This is a genomic window from Allobosea sp. LjRoot90 (assembly GCF_964254315.1).
Classification (GTDB): Bacteria; Pseudomonadota; Alphaproteobacteria; order Rhizobiales; family Beijerinckiaceae; genus Allobosea.
On record NZ_CAXUTF020000001.1, the window covers coordinates 108379 to 130477 of the forward strand.

General features: G+C 66.4%; 24 protein-coding genes. 10 read left to right on the forward strand and 14 right to left on the reverse strand.

The genetic code is table 11. The features are described from left to right. Window positions 1-57: 57 nt before the first annotated feature. Both ACSQ3M_RS00495 and purB read right to left on the reverse strand, forming a co-directional pair. Entirely contained in the window at window positions 58-618 is a 561-nt protein-coding gene (locus tag ACSQ3M_RS00495; RefSeq protein WP_436148129.1) for an RBBP9/YdeN family alpha/beta hydrolase, read from the reverse strand. A 43-nt stretch (window positions 619-661) separates the two neighbouring features. After that, window positions 662-1969, reverse strand: a complete 1308-nt coding sequence (purB, locus tag ACSQ3M_RS00500) for an adenylosuccinate lyase (protein ID WP_436148130.1) — start codon at window positions 1967-1969, stop codon at window positions 662-664. A 179-nt stretch (window positions 1970-2148) separates the two neighbouring features. Between purB and ACSQ3M_RS00505 the strand changes: the two genes are divergently transcribed. Beyond that, a complete protein-coding gene (locus ACSQ3M_RS00505) occupies window positions 2149-2499 on the forward strand; it encodes a DUF1428 domain-containing protein (RefSeq protein ID WP_436148131.1) in 351 nt (116 codons plus the stop codon). A gap of 132 nt (window positions 2500-2631) precedes the next feature. Here ACSQ3M_RS00505 and rpe read toward each other — a convergent pair whose 3' ends face one another. The 4 genes from rpe to ACSQ3M_RS00525 form a co-directional block, all read right to left on the reverse strand. Then, window positions 2632-3312, reverse strand: coding sequence for a ribulose-phosphate 3-epimerase (gene rpe / locus ACSQ3M_RS00510; protein ID WP_436148132.1), 681 nt, complete (start codon window positions 3310-3312; stop codon window positions 2632-2634). Window positions 3313-3364: 52 nt separating this feature from the next. Beyond that, the gene (locus tag ACSQ3M_RS00515; RefSeq protein ID WP_436148133.1) at window positions 3365-4042 is read right to left on the reverse strand and encodes a glutathione S-transferase family protein; all 678 of its coding nucleotides are present in this window, start codon (window positions 4040-4042) and stop codon (window positions 3365-3367) included. Between the two features lie 166 nt (window positions 4043-4208). Beyond that, window positions 4209-4880: a glutathione S-transferase family protein gene (locus ACSQ3M_RS00520; RefSeq protein WP_436148134.1), complete on the reverse strand. Its 672-nt coding sequence runs from the start codon at window positions 4878-4880 to the stop codon at window positions 4209-4211. Window positions 4881-4945: 65 nt separating this feature from the next. Next, window positions 4946-5944 carry a sodium:proton symporter gene (locus tag ACSQ3M_RS00525; RefSeq protein WP_436148135.1) on the reverse strand — a complete coding sequence of 333 codons (999 nt, stop codon included), beginning with the start codon at window positions 5942-5944 and terminating at the stop codon, window positions 4946-4948. A 317-nt stretch (window positions 5945-6261) separates the two neighbouring features. Here ACSQ3M_RS00525 and ACSQ3M_RS00530 point away from each other — a divergent pair, with 317 nt between their 5' ends. Continuing rightward, window positions 6262-7509, forward strand: a complete 1248-nt coding sequence (locus ACSQ3M_RS00530) for an NAD(P)/FAD-dependent oxidoreductase (RefSeq protein WP_436148136.1) — start codon at window positions 6262-6264, stop codon at window positions 7507-7509. Between the two features lie 71 nt (window positions 7510-7580). Here the strand turns inward: ACSQ3M_RS00530 and ACSQ3M_RS00535 are convergent, their stop codons facing one another. From ACSQ3M_RS00535 to ACSQ3M_RS00555, 5 genes are all read right to left on the reverse strand, one after another. Beyond that, a complete protein-coding gene (locus ACSQ3M_RS00535) occupies window positions 7581-7799 on the reverse strand; it encodes a hypothetical protein (protein WP_436148137.1) in 219 nt (72 codons plus the stop codon). A 137-nt stretch (window positions 7800-7936) separates the two neighbouring features. Next, window positions 7937-8809 carry a bile acid:sodium symporter family protein gene (locus ACSQ3M_RS00540; protein ID WP_436148138.1) on the reverse strand — a complete coding sequence of 291 codons (873 nt, stop codon included), beginning with the start codon at window positions 8807-8809 and terminating at the stop codon, window positions 7937-7939. A 131-nt stretch (window positions 8810-8940) separates the two neighbouring features. Continuing rightward, window positions 8941-9258 carry a DUF3574 domain-containing protein gene (locus ACSQ3M_RS00545; RefSeq protein WP_436148139.1) on the reverse strand — a complete coding sequence of 106 codons (318 nt, stop codon included), beginning with the start codon at window positions 9256-9258 and terminating at the stop codon, window positions 8941-8943. A 166-nt stretch (window positions 9259-9424) separates the two neighbouring features. Next, window positions 9425-10657, reverse strand: a complete 1233-nt coding sequence (locus ACSQ3M_RS00550) for an NAD(P)/FAD-dependent oxidoreductase (RefSeq protein WP_436148140.1) — start codon at window positions 10655-10657, stop codon at window positions 9425-9427. Continuing rightward, entirely contained in the window at window positions 10654-10992 is a 339-nt protein-coding gene (locus ACSQ3M_RS00555) for a cupin domain-containing protein (RefSeq protein ID WP_436148141.1), read from the reverse strand. Before ACSQ3M_RS00555 ends, ACSQ3M_RS00550 begins: the two co-directional genes overlap by 4 nt. 119 nt (window positions 10993-11111) lie before the next feature. Here ACSQ3M_RS00555 and ACSQ3M_RS00560 point away from each other — a divergent pair, with 119 nt between their 5' ends. Continuing rightward, window positions 11112-11798 carry a GntR family transcriptional regulator gene (locus ACSQ3M_RS00560; RefSeq protein ID WP_436148142.1) on the forward strand — a complete coding sequence of 229 codons (687 nt, stop codon included), beginning with the start codon at window positions 11112-11114 and terminating at the stop codon, window positions 11796-11798. A gap of 134 nt (window positions 11799-11932) precedes the next feature. Continuing rightward, entirely contained in the window at window positions 11933-12448 is a 516-nt protein-coding gene (locus ACSQ3M_RS00565) for a flavin reductase (RefSeq protein WP_436148143.1), read from the forward strand. 75 nt (window positions 12449-12523) lie between these two features. Here the strand turns inward: ACSQ3M_RS00565 and pcaB are convergent, their stop codons facing one another. Further along, the gene (gene pcaB / locus ACSQ3M_RS00570) at window positions 12524-13894 is read right to left on the reverse strand and encodes a 3-carboxy-cis,cis-muconate cycloisomerase (RefSeq protein ID WP_436148144.1); all 1371 of its coding nucleotides are present in this window, start codon (window positions 13892-13894) and stop codon (window positions 12524-12526) included. Window positions 13895-14061: 167 nt separating this feature from the next. Between pcaB and ACSQ3M_RS00575 the strand changes: the two genes are divergently transcribed. Beyond that, window positions 14062-14514: a CoxG family protein gene (locus tag ACSQ3M_RS00575; RefSeq protein WP_436148145.1), complete on the forward strand. Its 453-nt coding sequence runs from the start codon at window positions 14062-14064 to the stop codon at window positions 14512-14514. Between the two features lie 3 nt (window positions 14515-14517). Here the strand turns inward: ACSQ3M_RS00575 and ACSQ3M_RS00580 are convergent, their stop codons facing one another. Continuing rightward, window positions 14518-15861 carry a methyl-accepting chemotaxis protein gene (locus tag ACSQ3M_RS00580; protein ID WP_436148146.1) on the reverse strand — a complete coding sequence of 448 codons (1344 nt, stop codon included), beginning with the start codon at window positions 15859-15861 and terminating at the stop codon, window positions 14518-14520. Window positions 15862-16200: 339 nt separating this feature from the next. Between ACSQ3M_RS00580 and ACSQ3M_RS00585 the strand changes: the two genes are divergently transcribed. From ACSQ3M_RS00585 to ACSQ3M_RS00595, 3 genes are all read left to right on the forward strand, one after another. After that, window positions 16201-16701 carry a (2Fe-2S)-binding protein gene (locus ACSQ3M_RS00585; protein ID WP_436148147.1) on the forward strand — a complete coding sequence of 167 codons (501 nt, stop codon included), beginning with the start codon at window positions 16201-16203 and terminating at the stop codon, window positions 16699-16701. Window positions 16702-16803: 102 nt separating this feature from the next. Next, entirely contained in the window at window positions 16804-19167 is a 2364-nt protein-coding gene (locus tag ACSQ3M_RS00590) for a xanthine dehydrogenase family protein molybdopterin-binding subunit (RefSeq protein WP_436148148.1), read from the forward strand. A 17-nt stretch (window positions 19168-19184) separates the two neighbouring features. Beyond that, the gene (locus ACSQ3M_RS00595) at window positions 19185-19991 is read left to right on the forward strand and encodes an FAD binding domain-containing protein (protein ID WP_436148149.1); all 807 of its coding nucleotides are present in this window, start codon (window positions 19185-19187) and stop codon (window positions 19989-19991) included. A gap of 129 nt (window positions 19992-20120) precedes the next feature. On the opposite strand, the gene ACSQ3M_RS00600 is transcribed toward ACSQ3M_RS00595, so the two are convergent. Further along, window positions 20121-20474 carry a SnoaL-like domain-containing protein gene (locus ACSQ3M_RS00600; protein ID WP_436148150.1) on the reverse strand — a complete coding sequence of 118 codons (354 nt, stop codon included), beginning with the start codon at window positions 20472-20474 and terminating at the stop codon, window positions 20121-20123. A 117-nt stretch (window positions 20475-20591) separates the two neighbouring features. On the opposite strand from ACSQ3M_RS00600, the gene ACSQ3M_RS00605 reads away from it, so the two are divergent. Both ACSQ3M_RS00605 and ACSQ3M_RS00610 read left to right on the forward strand, forming a co-directional pair. Next, a complete protein-coding gene (locus ACSQ3M_RS00605; RefSeq protein ID WP_436148151.1) occupies window positions 20592-21512 on the forward strand; it encodes an AAA family ATPase in 921 nt (306 codons plus the stop codon). A 103-nt stretch (window positions 21513-21615) separates the two neighbouring features. Further along, window positions 21616-21990 carry a nuclear transport factor 2 family protein gene (locus ACSQ3M_RS00610; protein WP_436148152.1) on the forward strand — a complete coding sequence of 125 codons (375 nt, stop codon included), beginning with the start codon at window positions 21616-21618 and terminating at the stop codon, window positions 21988-21990. Window positions 21991-22099: the final 109 nt, after the last annotated feature.

Below are 22099 nucleotides of genomic sequence, written 5' to 3' on the forward strand. Positions count from 1 at the left end.
ATCGGATGGCGAGCTTATGACGCCGGTGGCGTCGACTCGGGCACGGGCCCGCGCCGCTCACACCGCGGTCAGGCTCTTCATGAAGCCGGCGAAGCGCAGCAGTCCGTCCGGCCAGGGGCCGTGGCCGGATTCGGTGTTGAGATGGCCGCTGTCGCCGGCATCGACGAATTCGGAGCCCCAGGCCTCTGCCAGCGCCCTGGCCTCGTCCTGCGTGCAATAGGGATCGGTCGCGCTCGCGATCAGCACCGAGCGGAAGGGCAGGGGCCTCAGCGGGATCGCGGCGAAGTCATCCGCCATGCCGGGAATGGCGCGCTTGGCACGCTCGGACGCCGGGGCGACCAGGAAGGCGCCGATGACTTCATGCGGCGTCAGATGCTCGGCTGCATGCGCGACCGCGCTGACGCCGGCCGAATGGGCGACGATGACGACCGGCCTGGTCGCGGCGCGCACGGCGGCGACGATGCGGTTCGCCCAGCCGTCGCGGGTCGGCTTATACCAGTCTTCCTGCTCAACGCGGCGGGCCGTGGGCAGCTTTGCTTCCCAGCGGCTCTGCCAATGGTCGGGGCCGGAGCCCGACCAGCCGGGGACGATCAGGATGTCGGTGTCGGAGGTTTTCATGGCCGCTAGATAGCGTTCAATTCTGCGAAATCCAGCGGGCGCCTCAAGCCTCCCCGAACACCCGGCGGAAGATCGTGTCGACGTGCTTGAAGTGGTAGCCCTCGTCGAACATCGCCTCCAATTGCGCCACCGAGAGCTTTGCCGTGACGTCCTTGTCGGCCTTGAGGTTGGTGAGGAAATCCTCGCCGTGCTCCCAGGTGCGCATCGCATTGCGCTGGACCATCGAGTAGCTGTCCTCGCGGCTGGCGCCGGCTTGGGTCAAAGCGAGCAGGACGCGCTGCGAGTTGTGCAGCCCGCCGAGCTTGTCGAGGTTCTTCCTCATGTTCTGCGGATAGATCAGCAGCTTGTCGACGACGCCGGTCAGGCGGGCGAGTGCGAAATCGAGCGTCACCGTCGCATCGGGGCCGATCATGCGCTCGACCGAGGAGTGCGAGATGTCGCGCTCATGCCAGAGGGCGACGTTCTCCAGCGCCGGGGTGACCATGCCGCGCACCAGGCGGGCGAGGCCGGTCAGGTTCTCGGTCAGCACCGGATTGCGCTTGTGCGGCATCGCCGAGGAGCCCTTCTGGCCCGGCGAGAAATACTCCTCGGCTTCGTAGACCTCGGTGCGCTGCAGATGGCGGATCTCGGTGGCGAGGCGCTCGACGCTGGAGGCGACGACGCCGAGCGTGGCGAAGAACATGGCGTGGCGGTCGCGCGGGATGACCTGGGTCGAGACCGGCTCCGGCGTCAGGCCCATCTTCTCCGCGACGTATTCCTCCACCTGCGGGTCGATATTGGCGAAGGTGCCGACGGCGCCGGAAATCGCGCAGGTCGCGATCTCGGCGCGGGCGGCAATGAGGCGAGCGCGGCAGCGGTCGAACTCGGCATAGGCCTGGGCGAGCTTGAGGCCAAAGGTCACCGGCTCGGCGTGAATGCCGTGCGAACGGCCGATAGTCGGCGTCAGCTTGTGCTCGAAGGCGCGGCGCCTGATGGCGGCGAGCAGGGCGTCGACATCGGCGATCAGGAGGTCGCTGGCGCGGGCGAGCTGCACGGCGAGGGTGGTGTCGAGCACGTCCGAGGAGGTCATGCCCTGGTGGACGAAGCGCGCCTCGGGGCCGACGATCTCGGCGAGATGGGTCAGGAAGGCGATGACGTCATGCTTGGTGACGCGCTCGATCTCGTCGATGCGGGCGACATCGAAGGTCGCGTCCTTGGCCTTGGCCCAGATCGTCGCCGCCGCCTCCTTCGGCACGACGCCGAGCTCGGCGAGCTTGTCGGTGGCGTGCGCCTCGATCTCGAACCAGATGCGGAAGCGCGTCTGCGGCTCCCAGATCGCGACCATCTCGGGGCGGGAATAACGGGGGATCATAGCGGGCTCGCGACGTGATGATAAAAGGCTCGCGGGCTCGCTAGCACGGAGAGGCTCGCGACGGAATGCCGGAGGGCGCTGCTGACAGTATCGGACCCTCGTCCTACTAGCGTCCGCGCCGGCTGGGTGGGACGCTCCTTGCTCGTGGAGCGCCGACAGATCCTAGGAGGAGAAAAACGATGTCCTATGTCGATGGTTTCGTCGCGGCCGTGCCTGCCGCCAATCGCGAGGCCTATATCGAGCACGCCCGCAAGACCGCGCCGTTGTTCAAGGAGTATGGCGCGACGCGGATCGCCGAACACTGGGGCGACGATGTCCCGCACGGCAAGCAGACCGATTTCTACCGGGCCGTCGCAGCCAAGGAGGATGAGGTCGTGGTCCTCTCCTTCGTCGAATGGCCGAGCAAGGAAGTACGTGATGCCGGCTGGCAGAAGCTGATGGAAGATCCGCGCATGGCCCCCGACGTCAACCCGATGCCCTTCGACGGCACGCGGCTGATCTATGGCGGTTTCGCCGCGATCGATCTGTAAGATTGTGTCGTCATTCTCGGGCGGAGCGAAGCGCAGGCCCGAGAATCCCCCGACGAGGAGGCGCCGATTGGAGCCTTCTCCGGCCTGAGATGCTCGGGTCGAGCCCGAGCATGACGCTTGTGAGTTAGCGTCTCAGACCCAGCTGCCGCGGGCGGTTTCTGCCGCCTTGCGGATGGCGGCGATGTTGCCGGCATAGGCCGATGGCCCGCCCTTGAATACCGCCGAGCCGGCGACCAGCACGTCGGCGCCAGCCTTGACCGCAAGCGGTGCCGTCTCGGGCGTGGCGCCGCCGTCGATCTCGAGCGCGATCGGGCGCTCGCCGATCAGGGCCCGAATTTGCGCGATCTTGTCGACCACCGAATGGATGAAGCTCTGGCCGCCGAAGCCGGGGTTCACCGTCATCAAAAGGATCAGGTCGACATCGCCGATCAGCGGTTCGGCCGCGCTCGCCGGCGTGCCGGGATTGAGCACGATGCCGGCCTTCTTGCCCTGCGCCTTGATCGCCTGGATCGTCCGGTGCGGATGCGGCCCGGCCTCGACATGGAACGAGATCAGGTCGGCGCCGGCCTTGGCGAAGGCCTCGATGTAAGGGTCGACCGGTGCGATCATCAAATGGACGTCGAAGAACTTCTTCGTATGCGGGCGGATCGCCTTCAGCACATCCGGGCCGAAGGTGATGTTGGGCACGAAATGCCCGTCCATCACGTCGCAATGGATCCAGTCGGCGCCGGCCTCGTCGATGGCGCGGACCTCTTCGCCGAGCTTGGCGAAATCGGCCGAGAGAATGGATGGGGCGATGCGGATCGTGCTCATGCGGCGTGGTCTAGCGCCGCCATGCGCCTCTCGCAATCGCGAAAGGCTGCTTTCACGCCCGCTTCAACGGGAATGACAGGCGCCGGTCTGCCTCGGCGATCTCGACGGCGGCCTGGGTGAAGGCGGGCCGGAGCTTCAGCCGATCGAACCAGCGCGACAAGCCATCGAATGGCGCGAGCGACGGACCGCCCAGGCGCAACGAGAACAGCACGCTCATGAACAGAGCGATGTCGGCGATCGACACGGCGTCACCGAAGAAGTCACGGCCGGCGAGCCTGTCTTCCAGCACGGCATAGTGGTTCTCCAGCGCGCGCTCGGCGATCAGCGCATCGGCCTCCTGAGCGAAGCGCCTGGTCTGGTCGGTGCTAGGCGGGCTGGTTCGGTGCATCAGCGGCTTCAGCGCCTGCAGCATGATCTCGTCGGCATAGAGCTCGTTGAGCCGGCAGCGGGCGCGCGCGCCGGGGCAGAGTGGGAGGAGCGGCGGTTCAGGATAGGCGTCCTCGAGATATTCGAGGATCACGGTGGAATCGTAGAGCACCAGCCCGTCATCGTTCATGACCGGGACCTGCTGCTTGGGATTGATGGCGACGACTTCCGGATGCTTCGGATCGTAGCCGGTCGTCTGGTTGAACGGCACCATGATCCGCTCGAAGGCGAGGCCTTTTTCACGCAACGCGATCTCTATCTTGCGCGAGAACAGGCTGAGCGGCCCCGAATAGAGCGTGATCATGGCAGGAACTCCGGCTTTGCTTGGAGCGACTTTCGCAACTCTTCGGGTCAGCCTGCGTCAGCAGGGATTTCTTTAGATCGGCGAGCGGAGCGTCGGCCGAAGCGGTATGGAGTGGCGTGCCCATGCGTTGCCGCCAGCGCATGCGCTTCCGCCATCGCCCCCGGAGTCAGAGGCGCTGGAGCGGCAGCGAGAGCTTGCGGTCCCAATCGGCGATCTCGGTCAGTTGTGTTGCGAAGACGGGACGCGCGGCGACCCGCTCGTACCAGGCCGCGAGTGCCGGAAGGGCGGCGAATGACGGCCCGTCCAGCCGGCGGACATAGTGCACCATTAGAAACATTCCGATGTCGGCGACGGAGAAGGCGCCGGAGAGATAGGGCTTTTGGCCGAGCGCCGCTTCGATCTCGACGAAGTAGCGTGCCAGCAAGGCTTCGGCCGCCCTGGCCTCGCCCTCGGCCTGCTCCAGCTCCGCCTGCGGCAGGCGTTCGCCGTTGCGATGGAAGAGCTGACGCAACGCGCCGAACACCACTTCGTCAGCGAAGAGCTCGTGCTGGCGGCAGCGCGCCCGCTCGACCGGCGTCGCGGGGTAGAGCGGCGGCTGCGGATAGGCCTCGTCGAGATATTCGAGGATCAGGGTGGAATCGTAGAGGGTTAGCTCGCCATCGACAAGGACCGGCACCTGCCCCTTCGGGTTGGCGGCGAGCACGTCGGGGTGCTTCGGATTATAGCCGACCATCTGGTTGAACGACACCACGACGCGCTCGAAGGCCAGCCCCTTCTCGGCAAGCGCGATCTCGACCTTGCGGCCGAACAGGCTGAGTGGTCCAGAGTAGAGCTTCATTGGTTTCATCCCTTGCCCCCAGCCGTCAAAGCGGCCGGTTGCGGGCAGCCTGGGGGCCGGCCTGGTCAGCTTGCGTCAGCAGGCGCCTCCCTGCGCCGGAGGCGCGCGGCAATGCCGCGCAGCAGCCAGGGCAGGAGATAGATCGGGAACTGGGCCAGCGCGAAATAGAGGAAGGTGGTCGGAGGCACGCCTGCGCCGAGCGCGGCGACCAGCAGGCCCATGTTCCGCTGACCGGTGCCATAACCGATCATGAAGCGCTCGGAGGCAGGAAAGCGGCGCAAGAGCAGCCAGGCGCTGGCGAGGCCGACCGCCGAGACCAGGAAGGCGACGGCAAGGAAAAGCGCGACCTGGCCCGGCCGCTCCATCGCCGCGCGGGTAACGCCGTCCATCGCGGCGATGGCGAAGATGAAATACATCAGCACGCCGAAGCCATCGAGGTTGGGTTTCAGCGCCCGGATGCGCTCGGGCCCGAGCCAGCGCCGGATGGCGAAGGCGACGACCATGCCACCGCCGATGAACATCACGAGCCGCAAGGCCAGCGCCAGCCGGTCGAGCGGGACGGCGGCTCCCGCCAGCCAGTCGACCAGGAATGGTGCGATGAGCGGACTTGCGATCGTGGTGACGATGACGCCGGCAATGATCAGCGAGGGCTCGAAACCGTAGAGTATGGCGACGGCGGGCGAGGACATGATCGGCGGCGCCGCCCCCATGATCGCGATGCCGAGCAGGAGGCCGGGATCGAGGGCTTCGCGCCCGAGCAGCAGGAGTGCGGCGGCGATCAGCAGGGCCGGCACGAACATCAGCCAGAGGCAGGACAGGACGAGCTTCATCGGCCGGCGCACCAGCCCGGCGATCACGCCGAGATCGGCGCGCATGAACACCACCGTTGTGAAGCAGAAGATCGTGATCGGCAGGAGCGGGCGCGCCGCCGCGGAGAACTGCGGCAAAGCGAGCCCGAGGAAGATCGAGAGCGCGAAGCCCTGCGTGCCATAGCGGCCGAGCAGAGCGAGGGCGGAGGCGAGGGCGGCGAGCATCGAAACCGGGAGAGCGAAACGGGGCGCCACACTGGCCGATCCGGAGGGCGCCGTCATCCGGCATGGGCGCAGGGCGCTCCAGCGTCAGTGCGTGTGAAGGGCGATGAAGCGGCCCCTGCTCGAGCGAGTCTGCCGGGGGGGGCCGCACTGCTCGCAATCATGGCTGCTAGTGTACGCAGAAAATTGCGCGAGGCCGACCGGCATGACGGCGGAGCGTATTGTTCTGCGGCAAGAGCGGCAGAAGCTACGAAACTTTGCCGGATATACCGCAATATTCCACACAAGAGCTGACAGCGCTGCGGCCGGCGCTATTCTTGCAAGAGGGAAGGCTGGCGGAGGCAGGTTGGATGCGCACGGATGCAATCGTTCTCGGGGCGGGCATCGTCGGGATTTCGGTGGCGCTGCACCTGCAGAAGGCGGGCCGCTCGGTGCTGCTCGTCGATCGCGGCCAGCCGGGTGGCGAGACCAGCTACGGCAATGCCGGGCTGATCCAGCGCGAGGGCGTCTACCCTTACGGCTTCCCGCATGATTTCGGTGCGCTCATCCGCTATGCGATGAACAACACCATCGATGCGCATTATCACTGGAACGCGATCCCCAAGCTCGCGCCGTTCCTGTGGTCGTACTGGATGCATTCGCGCGCCTCGCAGCACGAGGCGATCGCCCATAAATACGCGACCCTGATCGAGCACTGCGTCACCGAGCATGATGCGCTCGCACAGGAGGCGGGCGCGACCGATCTGCTGCGGCGCAAGGGCTGGATGAAGGTCTTCCGTACGCAAGCGCAGCAGGATGCGCGCCTTGCCGAGGCGGAACGCTGGAAGCGCGATTACGGCCTGAACCATCGTGCCCTTGACGTCACGGCCTTGCGGGCCGAGGAGCCGCATCTCGACCAGAGCCTGATTGGCGGCCTGCATTGGACCGACCCGGTGACGGTGATCGATCCGCTCGGCCTGTCCAAGGCCTATCTCGCGCTGTTCGAAAAGCTCGGCGGGCGCGTCGCGCAAGGCGATGCCGGAACGCTGGCGCAGGATGGCGACCGCTGGAGCGTGACGCTGACGGATGGCGCCAAGGCGCTCGGCGTGGACGTGGTCGTTGCTCTCGGACCCTGGGCCGATGTGCTGACGCGCCAGCTCGGCTACCACCTGCCGCTCGCGGTCAAGCGCGGCTACCACATGCACTACAAGCCACTCGGCAACGCCGTGCTGAACCATCCTGTGCTCGACACCGAGCGCGGCTATTTCCTGGCGCCGATGCGCCAGGGCGTGCGCCTCACCACCGGCGCCGAATTCGCCAATCGCGGCGCGCCGAAGACGCCGGTGCAGCTCGCCCGGGCCGAGCCGATCGCCAAGACCCTGTTTCCGCTCGGCGAGCGGCTCGACGCCGAGCCCTGGCTCGGCAACCGGCCGTGCACGCCGGACATGATGCCGATCATCGGCCCGGCGCCGAAGCACAGGAATCTGTGGTTCTCCTTCGGCCACGCCCATCACGGGCTGACGCTGGCGGCGGTGACCGGCCGCATGATCGCAGAGATGGTGAGCGGCCAGAAGGTCTTCGTCGATCCGACACCGTTCGCGCCGGCGCGGTTCGGCTGAGCGAAAACTCCCTTCTCAGCTCGCGTCCTGAGGCGCTCGTGTTTCGAAGAATGCTCCAGCCGATGAACCTGCTAAACGCGCGGTTCTTCGGGCAACCGTTTGAGCGCGTAACTGATTGACGAATATAGCGTGTAATACATCGTGATCAGGCCGATGACCGGAATGCAGCTCAAAATCACAAAGAGCCAGCCATTCCGACCGCTCTTCACCGCCAGAGAATAATTTCCCCACGCGAACAACGCGCCGATCACCGTAATCGGTATCAGCTGTAACATCAGCTCGTTGAACATCGGTTCAAGCCCCGTCAGCTTTAATAGCAATCAGCCCACAAAATTTCACCAGCAATTTGAAAAGTACACAGTTACCCCTCTGAAATACCTTTCGAGACGTCGCCTCGTGGTTGCTGGGCAAGGGATTGGATCGGTATTCAATTCCGCGCGAGATTGGCTCCCTTACGCAACAGGAGCACGACGAAGGCCGAGGCGGTCACGTACATGACCAGGCTGTAGATGCCGGGCACCACGGCGGCGGCCGGATTCCGCAGCACGTTGAGCGCGATGAAGATCGCCAGTGCGGCATTGTGGATGCCGATCTCCATGGCGATCGCCACCGCTTGCCCCTTCGGCAGGCGCAGCGCCAGCGGGGCGAGATAGCCGGCCAGCATGCTGACGAGGTTGAAGGCGAGACAGGCGCCGCCGACCGCGATCAGGCTCGGCAACAGTGCCTTGCGTTCCATGTAGATCGCGATGGCGATCAGGGCGACGAGCACGAGGATCGAGAAGATCTTGATCGGCTTCTCGGCGCGGATGGCAAAGCGTTCAGCCTTCGCCCGGAGCAGCATGCCGATGGCGACCGGGATCAGGATGATGGCGGCGACCTCGACCACCTTGCGGTGCGGCGGCGGCACGTACTGGCCGGCCCCCAGGAAATAGTCGAGCGAGAGGTCGAGCACGATCGGCAGGGTCAGCAGGCAGAGCAGGCTGTTGACCGCCGTCAGCGTGATGTTGAGCGCGACGTCGCCGCGAGCAAGGTGGCTGTAGATATTGGCCGTCGCGCCGCCCGGCGCGGCCGCCAGCAGCATCAGGCCGACGGCATGATCGGGCGAGAGTTTTAGCCAGATCGCGATCGTGAAGGCAGCGAATGGCAGCAGCAGGACCTGGAGGAAAAGGCCGAAGCCGACGGCGAGCGGATAGCGCGCGACGCGGCGGAAGTCCGCGATCGTCAGGCTCAGGCCCAGACCGAGCATGACGATGCCGATGGCGAGCGGCAACAGCAGGTCGGTCAAGATCGAAGCCTGCATGCACGTTTCCCCTGGTCGGCATTTCTATGCCTTCGCGTCAGGCTAGTTGAGGAACGGTCGCTACGCCACTGAGTTGACAGACTCTTGTCGGGAAAGGTTTTCTGATTCTTTCGGCGATCCCGGACCTAACGTTAGAATGAGGCGCAGGCCGGCTTCAGGATGAGCCCGACCGATTGCTGGTCGAAGCGGCGCTTATAGGCCTCTGCGACGGCGGCGAGCTTCTCGCGATTCCCGGTCTCGTCAGGGGTTGCGATCAGGACGAGCTTGCTCGGTTCGCGGATGAGCCTGCCGTCTTCGCGGTCGCGGTATTGTCCGTTGGCGTCGAGAATGGTGAGCCCGTCGGGAAAGCGCGGCGTCACCTCCGCATCGACGAAGCGGCGGAAGGCGGCTTCACTGACGCCGACGCGGTCGCCGATCTTGCGGCCGAAGAACAATTCGGCGCTCAGCATGGACTGCTGGCCGGGCGCGCAGGCTTGTTGCGGGAGGCTGGCGCAACCGATGAGGGAGCCCGCCAGAAGAAATGCAAAGCCGAGTCGGATCATGCTGTTGCCCCCGCCGGCTGCGAGATCGATTCAGTCGCCTGACGACCTGAGCTATACGCTTGGCTCAGCCCCTTCAGAAGCGCTGCGGGCTGAAATGGCTGAGGTCGATCGCGGGCGGCCGGCCAGCGATCAGCGCAGCGACCAGATCGGCCGTCGCCGTCGACTGGGTCATGCCGTAATGGCCGTGGCCGAAGGCATAGACGACGTTGGGATTGCGGCTCGCCTTGCCGATGACAGGCAGGGAATCCGGTAGCGACGGGCGAAAGCCCATCCAGAGCCTGCCGCTCTCGAAGGCCGGCAGCCCGTCAACCAGCGTCGCCGCCTTGTCGTAGAGTGCCTTGGTGCGGGCATGGTTCGGCGCCGCCTCGAGCCCGCCGAACTCGACCGCGCCGCCGATACGCAGGCCGCTGTCGAGCGGGGTCATGACGAAGCCGTGGTCCTTGAAGCCGACCGGGCGGCTGGTCAGGCCGGTTACGCCCGGGAAGCTGACATTATAGCCGCGCTCGGTATCGAGCGGGACGGCATCGCCCATTGCGGCCGCCAATGGCTTCGACCAGGCGCCAGCCGCGACGACGACGCGATCGACGACGCGCTGCCAGCCATCGGCACCGATCAGGGCAGGGCGCTCGCCCATCGAGATGTTGCTGACTTCAGCCTTCTCGAAGGTGGCGCCGCGCGCCAGCGCAGCTTCGAAGAGCGCCATGGTGAGGGCGAGCGGGTCGCTGATATGGGCAGCGTCAGGGTGGAAGGCCGCTCCGGCGAAGCGATCCTTCAGTGCCGGCTCCATCTGGCGCAATTCCTGCGGCTGCAGCATGTCGACGGCGATGCCGGCGGCGCGCTGACGCCGGGCGGTCTCCTCCAGATGCGGCCGGTCCTTCGCATCGCCATAGGCGTAGAGCGCGCCGCGGCGGTGGATGTGCCCGCCGAGCCCGGCCTTCTCGGCGCGTGCCAGCCAGGCCGGCAGCGCTAGCTGCTGGATGGCGATGATCCCGGCGATCGAGCGCTCATAGGCGGCGGGGCGCGCTGCGAGCAGGAAGCGCGTCAGCCAGGGCAGTAGCTGTGGCAGGTAGCCTAGGCGGATCGCCAGCGGCCCAAGCGGATCGAGCAGGAAGCCCGGCACCTTGCGCAGCATGTTCGGGCTGGCGATCGGCAGCACGTCGGTATGCGCAATGATGCCGGCATTGCCGCGCGAGGGGCCGAAGGCCGGCCCCTCCTTGTCGAGGATCAGGACCTCGTGGCCCTCGTCGAGCAAAGCGTGGGCGGTGGCCGTGCCGACGATGCCGGCGCCGATGATTGCGATCTTCATGTGGTGGGCAGGGCCTCGGGCAGGAGCTTGAGCGCCGCTGGCTGCTTCACCTCGATCTCGACGAAGGCGATCGGATGGGCTGAGCCGTTCATCACATCGTGCTGGATGCCGGCCTGGCGCATATAGGCCTGGCCCTCTGCCAGCGGCACGTCGGTCTCCTTGGCGCCGTCATGGATGCGCAAGGTACCGGCGACCAGCATGATCACGAAATAGGGCCAGCCATGGCTGTGCCAGCCGGTCACCGCGCCCGGCTCGAAATCCCAGCGCGTGATCCGGACCGTGTCGTCGTCCTGCTGCAGCGTGGCGACGGCGGGGATCGTGCAGGCGAACGCCATGTCGGCCTCCATACGCGGGATTTTAACCGCTGGTCGGCCGGCTTGCCCGCCTTGCGGTCTTGTTGAAAGTTCTGATATATCAATGATATCCGGTGCGTCAAGCATCGCTGGTACCGCCCATGACCGAGGATGCCCGCGTTTCCAGTGAGGATGCCATCGGCGTTCGCGCCATCGTCAGCCTCTCCGACCTGGCCTATCGCCGTCTCGAAGAGGCGATCGTGACCCTGTCCCTGCGGCCGGGCGCGGTGCTGACCGAAGCGCAGATGATCGAGCTCGTCGGGGTCGGCCGTACTCCGGTGCGCGAGGCGCTGATCCGGCTGGCGCAGCAGGGACTGGTCGAGATCCTGCCGCGCAAGGGCGTCGTGGTCACGGCCATCGACGCGATCGACGTGATGGCGGCGCTCGATGCGCGCGAGGTGCTGGAGCGCCTGATCGCGACCGAGGCGGCAAAACGGGCGGGGCCGGCCGAGCGCAGCGCGATCCTCGCCAAGGCTCGGGCGATGCGCGAGGCGGCGCAGGCAGGCGACGTCAACGCCTATATGCGCCTCGACAAGGAACTCGACACGCTGGTCGCGGCTGCGGCGCGCAGCCCCTATGCCAGCCGCGCCGTCGAGCCGCTGCAGGCGCTGATCCGCCGGGCCTGGTACTTCTTCGACCGGCAGATCGACCTCGGGCCGGCAGCGAGCCACCATGTGACCCTGGCTCAGGCGCTGATCGCGGGCGAGCCCGCCGCTGCGGCGGATGCGAGCGATGCGCTGATGCGCCATCTGCGCGCCGGATTGCTGGCGGCGCTGCAGCGCGAGTGAGCCGGGCGTTTCGGCGGTATGTGATATATCTTAACCTTGCGCCAGAAAGGGCCGTTTTGTCGGCAATTGCTGAAACTGGCCTTTTACCCCTGCGTGCTTAGATAAAACGCAGTACCCTCGCGCAGAGTTGGGCGATGAACAACATGGTCGATGCCGCCTTACGCGCGTCGCGCCCCGAAGCGCAGGCCTTCCGCGAGGCGATGGCGCAAGTGGCGAGCGCCGCTCATATCGTGACGACGCTCGGCCCGGCCGGCCGTGCCGGGCTGACTGCGACCGCCGTCGCCTCCGTTTCGGATGCACCGCCGACCGTGCTTGTTTGCATCGAGGCCGCCAGCCGCACGCTGGCTGCGATCGAGGAGAGTGGCATCTTCTGCATCAACACGCTGGCGGCGGCCGACCACGAGCTCGCGGCTGTCTTCTCTGGGCAGGGGGGGCTGACAGGAGAGGCGCGTTTCGCCACCGGCGAATGGGGCGAACTCATCACCGGCGCTCCGGCACTGGCGAGCGCGCTCGCCAGTTTCGACTGCCGGGTGGCTGCGGTGCACCGCGTCGCGACGCATCGCGTCGTGATCGGCCAGGTGGTGGCGCTCGGCGGCAGCGGCACCGGGCCGGGGCTGGTCTATCGCCATCGTCGCTTCGGCGGCGTCTGAAGCCTATTTCTCTACGCTTGGATGATGACAGCGCCGTCGTCGCGCTGGCCGCGGTCGCACGCTCCTCGACGAAATTCAGCCGCTGCCGCTCATGTATTCCCGCTCCTCCTCGTAGAGCACGAGGATCCGGTCGATGATGGCGTCGGTTGCGCCGCGATAGGTCGTGGGATCGAACAGGTCGTCGAGCTCTTCGGGCGAAAGCTTGCCGGCCAGCGTCGGGTGATCGGCCAGGAGATCCTTGAGATGGCGGCCGCTGGCGATGCAGTCGCGGCTCGCCTCTTCGAGCAGGTGATGCGCTTCGCCGCGGCCGATCGTCTGCGCGAGCGCGAGCGAGACGCGTTCTGCCATGACGAGCCCGTTGGTCAGGTCGAGATTGTACTGCATCTGCTCGGGGAAGACCTGGAGCCCCTCGATCAGCGCGACCGCCTGGTTCAGGGCTGAGCCGGCGATCAGGAAGAGCTCGCGCAATGTCGGCCATTCGGCATGCCAGCCGCCCATGGCGCGCTCGTGCTCTTGCGGCATCGCCGCGAGCATGGTCGCGACCAGCCCCGGCGTCCGCTTGGTCCCGGCGAGGATCAGCGTGCACAGCACCGGATTGCGCTTGTGCGGCATCGCCGAGGAGCCGCCCTTGCCGGGCGCTTCCGGTTCGGCGAGCTCGCCGATCTCGGTCTGCGCCATCAGCGCGATGTCCTGCGCCATCTTGCCGAGATGGCCCAGAAGCAGGCCGAGCTCGGTCGCGATCCGGGCCGGGCGCCGACGCTCGCTGTGCCATGGCACGCGCACCGCGCCGATCGACGGCATCGTGCGAGCAAAGGCTTCCGACACCGCCTCGGCCTTGTCGCCGAGCGAGGCAAGGCTGCCTGCGGCGCCGCCGAGCTGATGCGCGGCTTGGCCCCAGATCATGAAGTCGTCGTGGAAGGAGACGATGGGGGCGAGCCAATTAGCGGCCTTGAGCCCGAAGGAGATTGGCACCGCATGCTGGAGGAAGGTGCGGCCGATCATCGGCGTGCGGCGATGCTCTCTTACGAGGCCGGCGAGCGCATGGGTGAGGCGGGCCGAGCGCGCCAGCAGCAATTCCCAGGCAGCGCAGTATTGCTGGGCGTGTCCTGAATCGATCACGTCTTGGCTGGTCGCGCCGTAATGTACCCATTTCGCCGCGTCGGAATCGACGGTCGCGACGCGGGCCGTCAGCGCCTTGACCAGGGGGATCGCCGGATTGCCGGCGAGCGTTGCGGCCTTGCCGATCGCGGCGATGTCATAGAGCTCGGCGTTGCACTGCGCCGCGATTACCTCGACGGCGGTAGCGGGGATGACACCGGCTTCTGCCTCGGCGCGGGCGAGCGCGGCTTCGAAGTCGAGCATACCCTGCAGCGCGGCGCGATCGTCGAGCAGCGCTGCCATCTCCCGGTCGGCGAAGAGCTCGCCATAGAGCCCGCCATCAGCCATGTCCGGACGCGCCTTCGTGCGGAGCAGTCGGTGCAACCCACATCCCAGCTTCGTCCCCTTGTGCGCGCCGGTGCTTTCCGGTCATGGAATAGGGGAACTTGGATAGACCCGAGACCGGTCCGCCTGCAACATGTCAGCGGCCCGGGAGAACGGTGAGGAGCGACGCCATGGCGATGACGATGACCGGCGAGGTGACGCTGCCCGCTGCCAAGCAGGTGGTTTGGGAAAAGCTCAACGACGCCGAGGTGCTGAAGGCCTGTATCCCGGGCTGCGAGCAACTCGCCAAGGACGACGACACGCATTTCTCGGCGGTGGTCAAGGTCAAGCTCGGCCCGGTCAAGGCGACCTTCAAGGGTAAGGTCGAGCTGCAGGATCTCGATCCGCCGAACGGCTACCGCATCGTCGGCGAGGGCGAGGGCGGCATCGCCGGCTTCGCCAAGGGTGGCGCCAAGGTCATGCTGGAAGACGCCGAGGGCGGGCAGACCGTGCTGCGCTACGAGGTCGAGGCGCAGGTCGGCGGCAAGCTGATGCAGCTCGGCTCGCGCCTGATCGATTCGGTCTCGAAGAAGCTGGCTGACGAGTTCTTCGCCAATTTCGCCAAGGCGGTCAGCGAGGGCTGACGCCTACGAGGCCTTGCGCAGTGCTGCGAGGGCCTCGCTGACGGTGGCCTCCGCTGCACCGACCTGAAGCGCGATGTCGGCCGCCGCGGCATTGGCGCGCTCCAGCGCCTTCTCGGTCTTGCCGATGCTGTCGTTGACGCGGTTCGCGCTGTCGATCGCCTCGTCCGAGCCATGCGCGACCTCGGCAGCGTGCCGTGCGATGCCGCCGGTGACGCTGCTCTGCTGGGCGACAGCGTCTGAGATCGCCTCCGAATCTGCCTTGATCTCGCCGATCGTCGCGCCGATCGAGGTGGCGCGGATGCCGCAGGCTTCGGCGCTGGCCGAGAGTTCGGCGATCTGCGCCGCGATCTCCTGCGTGGCCGAGGCCGTCTGTGTCGCGAGCGATTTCACTTCTGCTGCGACGACCGCAAAGCCGCGGCCGGATTCTCCGGCACGAGCCGCCTCGATGGTGGCGTTGAGAGCGAGCAGGTTGGTCTGCGCGGCGATGTCGGCGATCATGCCGACCACGGTCCCGATGCTGCGGGTGACGTCGCGCAGCCTTGCGATTGCGCCATCCATCGCCTGCGCGTCCGCCACGGCCCGATTGGCGATCTCCAGGCTCTGGCGGGCGCGCTGACCGATCTCGGCGATGTTCGCCGACATCTCCTCGGTCGCCGCCGCGGTCTGCATCGCCTTCTCCCGGACCAGCAGCGAGGTCTGGGCGACGGAGCCGACCTGCTCCTTGATGAAGCTGCTGGCCGCTGAGGTTTCTTCGGCGGTGTCGACGAACAGGTCGACCGCGTTGCTGATCGCGGTGTCGAGCTTGCCGATGCGCGAGGTCAGCGTCGCGGCGACCTCGTCGAGCGCGACACCGCGGCGGCGCGCTTCCGCCGCTTCGAACTCCCGGTCGAGAGACATGGCGGTATTGACGTCATAGGTCAGCACCCGCTCGATGGTGAAGAGGTCGCGCGGGATGTCGCGCCGCGAGAAGACGAGCCGCGTCCGGCTCTCCTCCAGGATCATCCGGAACAGGGTGAAGGCGATCGAGGCGCGGGCGCGGGCGCCGACCTGGCCGTGCCGCTCCAGCAGGGTGAGCCGTTCCAGCGAGTCGCAGTAGTGCTGATCGAAATCACCCTCGAACAGCAGGCGGAAATGATCGGCCTCGGCGGCGAAAAGCTCGGCTGAGACCGGTTCGACCGCCAGCTTCAGCATCGGGTGGATGGCGAAGGCGCGGGCGAAATCCTGCTCGACGACCTCGACGATGACGCGATCGACGATGGGGCGATAGCGGCGCAAGCGCTGGCGCTGGCGCTCGTCAAAGCCGATCGCGGTCAGGCGACGCTGGACGTGTTCGAGGATCGTGGCCAACCGCGCCATCCGTGAGCGCGACGATCGGAGATCGTCATTCCAACGGGGGATGTTGAGGATGCGTAGTTAAGATTCCGCAAAGCGTTCGCTCGCCGGCTACGACTTTTCGAGCCTCGCTTTTGCAATTGGATTGTCAAAACCATGCAAAAACGCCGCCAAACGGGCTCGTCTTCAGGGCGGCAGCCCGCTTGACCGCAGAAAATCCCGGGTCCACACTGCTTTTTGAAGTTGTTCCAAGGAAATTCTTCGTTGGCTCGGGATGGGCTGGCGAGCGAATCGTACGGTCCTTCGAGATGTCGTCGGCCGTGCCGGAAAAACAGGCTTTCGGAGGAGTGCCCCATGGCCAATCTGTCGATGACGGTGAACGGCAAGCCCGTCACCGCGACTGTCGACCCGCGCACCCTGCTGGTGCAGTTCCTGCGCGAAAATCTCAGACTGACCGGCACGCATGTCGGCTGCGACACCAGCCAGTGCGGCGCCTGCGTCGTCCATCTCGACGGCAAGGCGGTGAAGGCCTGCACCGCTCTGGCACTGTCTTGCGAGGGCGCCTCGGTGACCACCATCGAGGGACTGGCCAATGGCGGCACCCTGCACCCGATGCAGGAGGCGTTCCGCGAGCATCATGGCCTGCAATGCGGCTTCTGCACGCCGGGCATGATCATGGCGGCGGTCGATATCGTGAACCGGCGCGGCAACAGCCTCGACGAGAAGACGATCCGCGAGGATCTCGACGGCAACATCTGCCGCTGTACCGGCTACCACAACATCGTCAAGGCGGTCGCTGCCGGCGCCGAGGCGATGGGCAAGGGCGCGAGCCCAGTCCGCCAGGCCGCCGAGTGAGCGGACTCCAGGCCTGCGCCGTCGCGCGGGTCTAAACGCACGATGTGATCCCCGAAACATGCTGATAGCGCCCGCCAAGAGGCGCCACGCCAGGAGGAATCCATGTCCGCTACCGGAATCGGCGCTCCCGTCCGCCGCAAGGAAGACCACCGCTTCATCACCGGCCAGGGCCGCTATACCGACGACATCAACCGGCCGGGCCAGACCCATGCCTATTTCCTGCGCTCGCCGCATGCTCACGCCACGCTGAAGACAATCGATACCAAGGCCGCAGCGGCGATGCCGGGCGTGCTCGGCATCTTCACCGGCGATGACCTCGTCGCCGACAAGGTCGGTGGGCTGATCTGCGGCTGGATGATCCATTCCAAGGACGGCTCGCCGATGAAGGCAGGTCCGCATCCGGCGCTGGCGCAGGGCAAGGTCCGCTATGTCGGCGACCATGTCGCGGTCGTCGTCGCCGAGACATTGGCTGAGGCGCGCGACGCGGCCGAAGCGATCGTCGTCGACTATGGCGTGCTGCCGGCGGTGGTCGACACTGCGACCGCGGTTAAGGCGAAGACACAGGTCCATGCCGAGGCGCCAGGCAACACCGTGTTCAACTGGCATCTCGGCGATAGGGCTGCGACCGAGGCGGCCTTCAAGGTGGCCAAGCACGTCACCAAGCTCGACATCGTCAACAACCGGCTGGTGCCGAACCCGATGGAGCCGCGCGCCGCGGTCGGCGACTACGACCAGGGCGAGGGCGCCTTCACGCTCTACACCACGAGCCAGAACCCGCATGTGGCGCGGCTGGTGCTCTCGGCCTTCATCGGCATCGCGCCGGAGAACAAGCTCAGAGTGATCGCGCCCGATGTCGGCGGTGGCTTCGGCTCGAAGATCTTCATCTATGCCGAGGAGACGGTCTGCGTCTGGGCTGCGAAGAAGGTCGGCCGGCCGGTGAAATGGACCTCGGACCGGACCGAGGCTTTCCTCTCCGACGCGCATGGCCGCGACCATGTCACCCATGCCGAGCTTGCGACCGACGCCGACGGCAAGATCCTGGCCTTGCGCGTGCACACCACCGCCAATCTCGGCGCCTATCTCTCGACCTTCTCCTCCTCAGTGCCGACCTATCTCTACGCGCCGCTGCTGTCCGGCCAGTACGACATCCCGGCGATCTATGCCGAGGTCGACGCGGTCTACACCAACACCGCGCCGGTCGACGCCTACAGAGGCGCCGGGCGGCCCGAGGCGACCTTCGTGGTCGAGCGCCTGATCGAGGTCACGGCGCGCCAGCTCGGCAAGGACCCGGCCAAGTTCCGGATGCAGAACTACATCCGGAAATTCCCGCACCAGACGCCGGTGATCATGATGTACGACGCCGGCAACTACGCCGCGTCGATGAAGAAGGCGCTGGAGATCATCGACTACAAGGGCTTCCCGAAGCGCCGGCGAGACGCCGCCCGCAACGGCAAGCTCCGCGGCATCGGCTTCTCCTCCTATATCGAGGCCTGCGGCATCGCACCCTCAGCCGCGGTCGGCTCGCTCGGCGCCGGCGTCGGCCTATGGGAATCGGCCGAGGTCCGGGTCAATCCGATCGGCACGGTCGAGGTGCTGACCGGCTCGCACAGCCATGGCCAGGGCCATGAAACGACCTTCGCCCAGCTCGTCTCCGACCGGCTCGGCGTGCCGCTGGAGAACGTCTCGATCATCCATGGTGACACCGACAAGGTGCAGATGGGCATGGGCACCTATGGCTCGCGCTCGGGTGCGGTCGGCATGTCGGCGATCTTCAAGGCGATCGACAAGGTGATCGCCAAGGGCAAGAAGGTCGCGGCCTATGTGCTGGAGGCCGACGAGGCCGATATCGACTTCAAGGACGGCAATTTCACCGTCAAGGGCACCGACCGCACGCTCGATTTCGGGTCCTGTGCGCTGCAGGCCTATGTCGCGCACAAGTTCAACGGCCAGGATCTCGAGCCGGGCTTGAAGGAGGGGGCGTTCTACGACCCGACCAACTTCACCTTCCCGGCCGGCGTCCACATCTGCGAGCTCGAGATCGACCCCGATACCGGCATCACCAGGATCGAGCGCTGGGCCGCGGTCGACGATTTCGGCAATGTCATCAATCCGATGATCGTCGAGGGCCAGGTCCATGGCGGCATCGCCCAGGGCGTCGGCCAGGCGCTGCTCGAAGGCGCCCGCTACAACGCCGACGGCCAGCTCGTGACCGCGAGCTTCATGGACTACTGCATGCCGCGCGCCGACGACCTGCCGTCCTTCGATGTCGGGATGACGGTGACGCCGTGCCCGTCGAACCCGCTCGGGATCAAGGGCTGCGGCGAGGCCGGCGCCATCGCCTCGCCGCCTGCCGTGATCAACGCCATTACCGACGCGCTCGGCCATGAGGACATCGCCATGCCGGCGACGCCTCAGGCCGTCTGGCGTGCGGCGCAGAAAACGCTCAGCCGCATGGCTGCCGAGTGATCTGAAAGGACGAGACGATGTACGCCTTCACCTATCACCGCCCGGCGACCGCACGACAGGCCGCCAGCCTCCTCGCCAAGAAGGAGGACGCCAAGCTGCTCGCCGGCGGCCACACGCTGCTGCCGACGATGAAGCAGCGCCTGGCCTCGCCCAGCGCGCTGGTCGACCTCTCCTCCTGTGCCGATCTCAGGGGCATCGCCCGCAAGGGCCGCAATCTCGTCATCGGCGCGATGACGACCCATGCCGAGGTTGCCGCTTCGCCGGAGGTGCAGGAGGCGATCCCGGCGCTCGCCTACCTCGCCAGCCATATCGGCGATCCGCATGTGCGCCATCGCGGCACGATCGGCGGTTCGGTCGCCAACAACGACCCGGCGGCCGACTACCCGGCGGCGCTGCTGGCGCTCGGCGTGACGGTGGTGACCAACAAGCGCAAGCTGCCGGCCGAAGAGTTCTTCAGCGGCCTCTACGAGACGGCGCTGGACGAGGGCGAGATCATCGTCAAGATCTCGTTCCCGGCCACCTCCAAGGCAGGCTATGCTAAGTTCCGCAATCCGGCCTCGCGCTATGCGCTGGTCGGCGTCTTCGTCGCCAAGCGCGGTAGCGAGATCGCGGTCGCGATCACCGGAGCGGGCGAGGGCGGCGTCTTCCGCTGGCCGGAAGCCGAGGCGGCGCTGAAGGCGCGCTTTGCAGCGAAATCGCTGGACGGGCTGAAGCACACGGCCAAGGGCATCAATGGCGACATCCACGCCGACGCCGAATACCGCGCCCATCTGATCGGCGTGATGGCCAAGCAGGCGGTGGCGCAGGCGACGGGGAAGGCCTGAGCCCGCCATGGCGCGTCATGCTCGGGCTTGACCCGAGCATCTCAGGCCGGAGAGGGCGTTGATCGAGACCTTCTCGTCACGAGATTCCCGGGTCTGCGCTTCGCTTCGCCCGGGAATGACGGAAGTGGCTCAGTAGAAGAACCGCTCCTCGACGATCTTGCCGTCCGTCACCGTGTAGAGCCCGATCTCGTGCATCTTGCGGCGCTCGCCGCTCTCCTTGACGGTGACGTCGAAGTAGAAATGCACCGCGAACTGGTCGCCGTTGAGATAGGGACCTTCGGTGGTGAATTCGTGGACCTCGTGATTGGCGACCCACCATTCGCCCTTGCCCTTCACCGCCTCCTTGCCCTGGCACTCCGCCATCGGCCCCGGCATGTTCTCGTAGCTGGCGATGTCATCGGCATTGTAGGCGGCGCCTGCCTGCTCGTGCTTGCCCTCTTTCAGCAGGGCAACGAACGCGTTGGCGAGTTCCTGGGTGGTCATTGGCGTCTCCTCCGTGAGGGCATGATGGTAGATGCAGGTCTCGTCCCGATCATGACAGCAGAGCGCCTTGCATCGGCGCGGCTTCCGTCGCTGCCGCCGTCGCGCTAGACCTCGTTCATGCTGACCTCATCGCGCATTCCGACCTCGATCGACGCCACGCTCTCCCTGCTGCAGGCGCAGGGCTATGTCGCCGACCGGGCGCTGGCGACCGTGCTCTTCCTCGCTCTGCGGATGAAGCGGCCGCTGCTCCTCGAGGGCGAGGCTGGCACCGGCAAGACCGAGATCGCCAAAGTGCTCGCAAGCGGACTCGGCCGCCGGCTGATCCGGTTGCAGTGCTATGAGGGGCTCGACCTCGCTTCGGCTGTCTACGAATGGAACTATGCCGGCCAGATGATGGCGATCCGCCTCGCCGAGGCCGGCGGTGTCGCCGGCGATCGCGAGCGGTTGGAGAGCGATCTGTTTTCCGAGCGGTACCTCGTCAAGCGCCCGCTGTTGCAGGCGCTGGAGCCGCAGGAGGGTGGCGCGCCGATCCTGTTGATCGACGAGCTCGATCGGACCGACGAGGCCTTCGAGGCCTTTTTGCTTGAAGTGCTGGCCGATGCGCAGGTGACGATCCCCGAGCTCGGCACGATCAAGGCGGCCGAGCCGCCGATCGTGATCCTGACCTCGAACCGCACCCGCGAGATCCATGACGCGCTCAAGCGCCGCTGCCTCTATCACTGGGTCGGCTATCCCGACGCCGCCCGCGAGCTCGCGATCCTGAAGGCGAAGGCGCCGGGCGCGCCGGCCAAGCTCGCCAAGCAGGTCGTTTCCTTCGTGCAGGCGATCCGCAAGGAGGAGCTGTTCAAGGCGCCGGGCGTCGCCGAGACGCTCGACTGGGCGAGCGCGCTCGTCGAGCTCGACGCGGTGGCGCTCGACCCGGCGATCGTCTCCGATACGCTCGGCGCGCTGCTGAAGTACCAGGACGACATTCAGGCGATGCAGGGCTCGAAGGTGAGCGAGCTGCTCGACCAGGCGAAGCAGGCGGCGCGGGGATGAGCGCCGTCATGGTCGGCCTTGTGCCGACCACCCACGTCTTTCCCTTCATCCGCGTCGCAAGGCGTGGATGTTCGGGACAAGCCCGAGCATGACGGAGCGAGCGATGAACGACGACATCAAGGCGATCGAGGCTGCGACCTGGACCTATCTTGACGGGCTCTATGAGGGCGATGTCGAAAAGCTCGGCTCGGTCTTCCACGCGACCAGCGCGCTGACGCAGTCGCTCGACGGCGAGCTCAAGGTCGTGCCGCGCGAGCAATGGTTCGAGGCGGTGCGCGGGCGCAAATCGCCGAAGGAGACCGGCCTGGAGCGCGGCGACCACGTGCTGGCGATCGACCTGGTTGGACCGACCATGGCGCTGGTCAAGGTCAAGTGCCAGATGCCGCCGCGCTATTTCACCGACCTGCTGTCGTTCCTGAAGGTCGACGGCAAATGGGTCGTGGCCCAGAAGGTGTTCATGACCGAGACGGCGGCGTGACGAAGACGCCTTCCCGTCATGGTCGGGCTTGTCCCGACTATCCACGTCTTCGATGGTCGAAGGCAGCGTTCAAGACGTGGATGCTCGCCACAAGGGCGAGCATGACGGT

Excerpts from the sequence above, each read along its gene's own strand:
- ACSQ3M_RS00495 (WP_436148129.1), bottom strand. The coding sequence starts at position 618 with ATGAAAACCTCCGACACCGACATCCTGATCGTCCCCGGCTGGTCGGGC.
- purB (WP_436148130.1), bottom strand. The coding sequence starts at position 1,969 with ATGATCCCCCGTTATTCCCGCCCCGAGATGGTCGCGATCTGGGAGCCG.
- ACSQ3M_RS00505 (WP_436148131.1), top strand. The coding sequence starts at position 2,149 with ATGTCCTATGTCGATGGTTTCGTCGCGGCCGTGCCTGCCGCCAATCGC.
- rpe (WP_436148132.1), bottom strand. The coding sequence starts at position 3,312 with ATGAGCACGATCCGCATCGCCCCATCCATTCTCTCGGCCGATTTCGCC.
- ACSQ3M_RS00515 (WP_436148133.1), bottom strand. The coding sequence starts at position 4,042 with ATGATCACGCTCTATTCGGGGCCGCTCAGCCTGTTCTCGCGCAAGATA.
- ACSQ3M_RS00520 (WP_436148134.1), bottom strand. The coding sequence starts at position 4,880 with ATGAAGCTCTACTCTGGACCACTCAGCCTGTTCGGCCGCAAGGTCGAG.
- ACSQ3M_RS00530 (WP_436148136.1), top strand. The coding sequence starts at position 6,262 with ATGCGCACGGATGCAATCGTTCTCGGGGCGGGCATCGTCGGGATTTCG.
- ACSQ3M_RS00535 (WP_436148137.1), bottom strand. The coding sequence starts at position 7,799 with ATGTTCAACGAGCTGATGTTACAGCTGATACCGATTACGGTGATCGGC.
- ACSQ3M_RS00540 (WP_436148138.1), bottom strand. The coding sequence starts at position 8,809 with ATGCAGGCTTCGATCTTGACCGACCTGCTGTTGCCGCTCGCCATCGGC.
- ACSQ3M_RS00545 (WP_436148139.1), bottom strand. The coding sequence starts at position 9,258 with ATGCTGAGCGCCGAATTGTTCTTCGGCCGCAAGATCGGCGACCGCGTC.
- ACSQ3M_RS00550 (WP_436148140.1), bottom strand. The coding sequence starts at position 10,657 with ATGAAGATCGCAATCATCGGCGCCGGCATCGTCGGCACGGCCACCGCC.
- ACSQ3M_RS00555 (WP_436148141.1), bottom strand. The coding sequence starts at position 10,992 with ATGGCGTTCGCCTGCACGATCCCCGCCGTCGCCACGCTGCAGCAGGAC.
- ACSQ3M_RS00560 (WP_436148142.1), top strand. The coding sequence starts at position 11,112 with ATGACCGAGGATGCCCGCGTTTCCAGTGAGGATGCCATCGGCGTTCGC.
- ACSQ3M_RS00565 (WP_436148143.1), top strand. The coding sequence starts at position 11,933 with ATGAACAACATGGTCGATGCCGCCTTACGCGCGTCGCGCCCCGAAGCG.
- pcaB (WP_436148144.1), bottom strand. The coding sequence starts at position 13,894 with ATGGCTGATGGCGGGCTCTATGGCGAGCTCTTCGCCGACCGGGAGATG.
- ACSQ3M_RS00575 (WP_436148145.1), top strand. The coding sequence starts at position 14,062 with ATGGCGATGACGATGACCGGCGAGGTGACGCTGCCCGCTGCCAAGCAG.
- ACSQ3M_RS00585 (WP_436148147.1), top strand. The coding sequence starts at position 16,201 with ATGGCCAATCTGTCGATGACGGTGAACGGCAAGCCCGTCACCGCGACT.
- ACSQ3M_RS00590 (WP_436148148.1), top strand. The coding sequence starts at position 16,804 with ATGTCCGCTACCGGAATCGGCGCTCCCGTCCGCCGCAAGGAAGACCAC.
- ACSQ3M_RS00595 (WP_436148149.1), top strand. The coding sequence starts at position 19,185 with ATGTACGCCTTCACCTATCACCGCCCGGCGACCGCACGACAGGCCGCC.
- ACSQ3M_RS00600 (WP_436148150.1), bottom strand. The coding sequence starts at position 20,474 with ATGACCACCCAGGAACTCGCCAACGCGTTCGTTGCCCTGCTGAAAGAG.
- ACSQ3M_RS00605 (WP_436148151.1), top strand. The coding sequence starts at position 20,592 with ATGCTGACCTCATCGCGCATTCCGACCTCGATCGACGCCACGCTCTCC.
- ACSQ3M_RS00610 (WP_436148152.1), top strand. The coding sequence starts at position 21,616 with ATGAACGACGACATCAAGGCGATCGAGGCTGCGACCTGGACCTATCTT.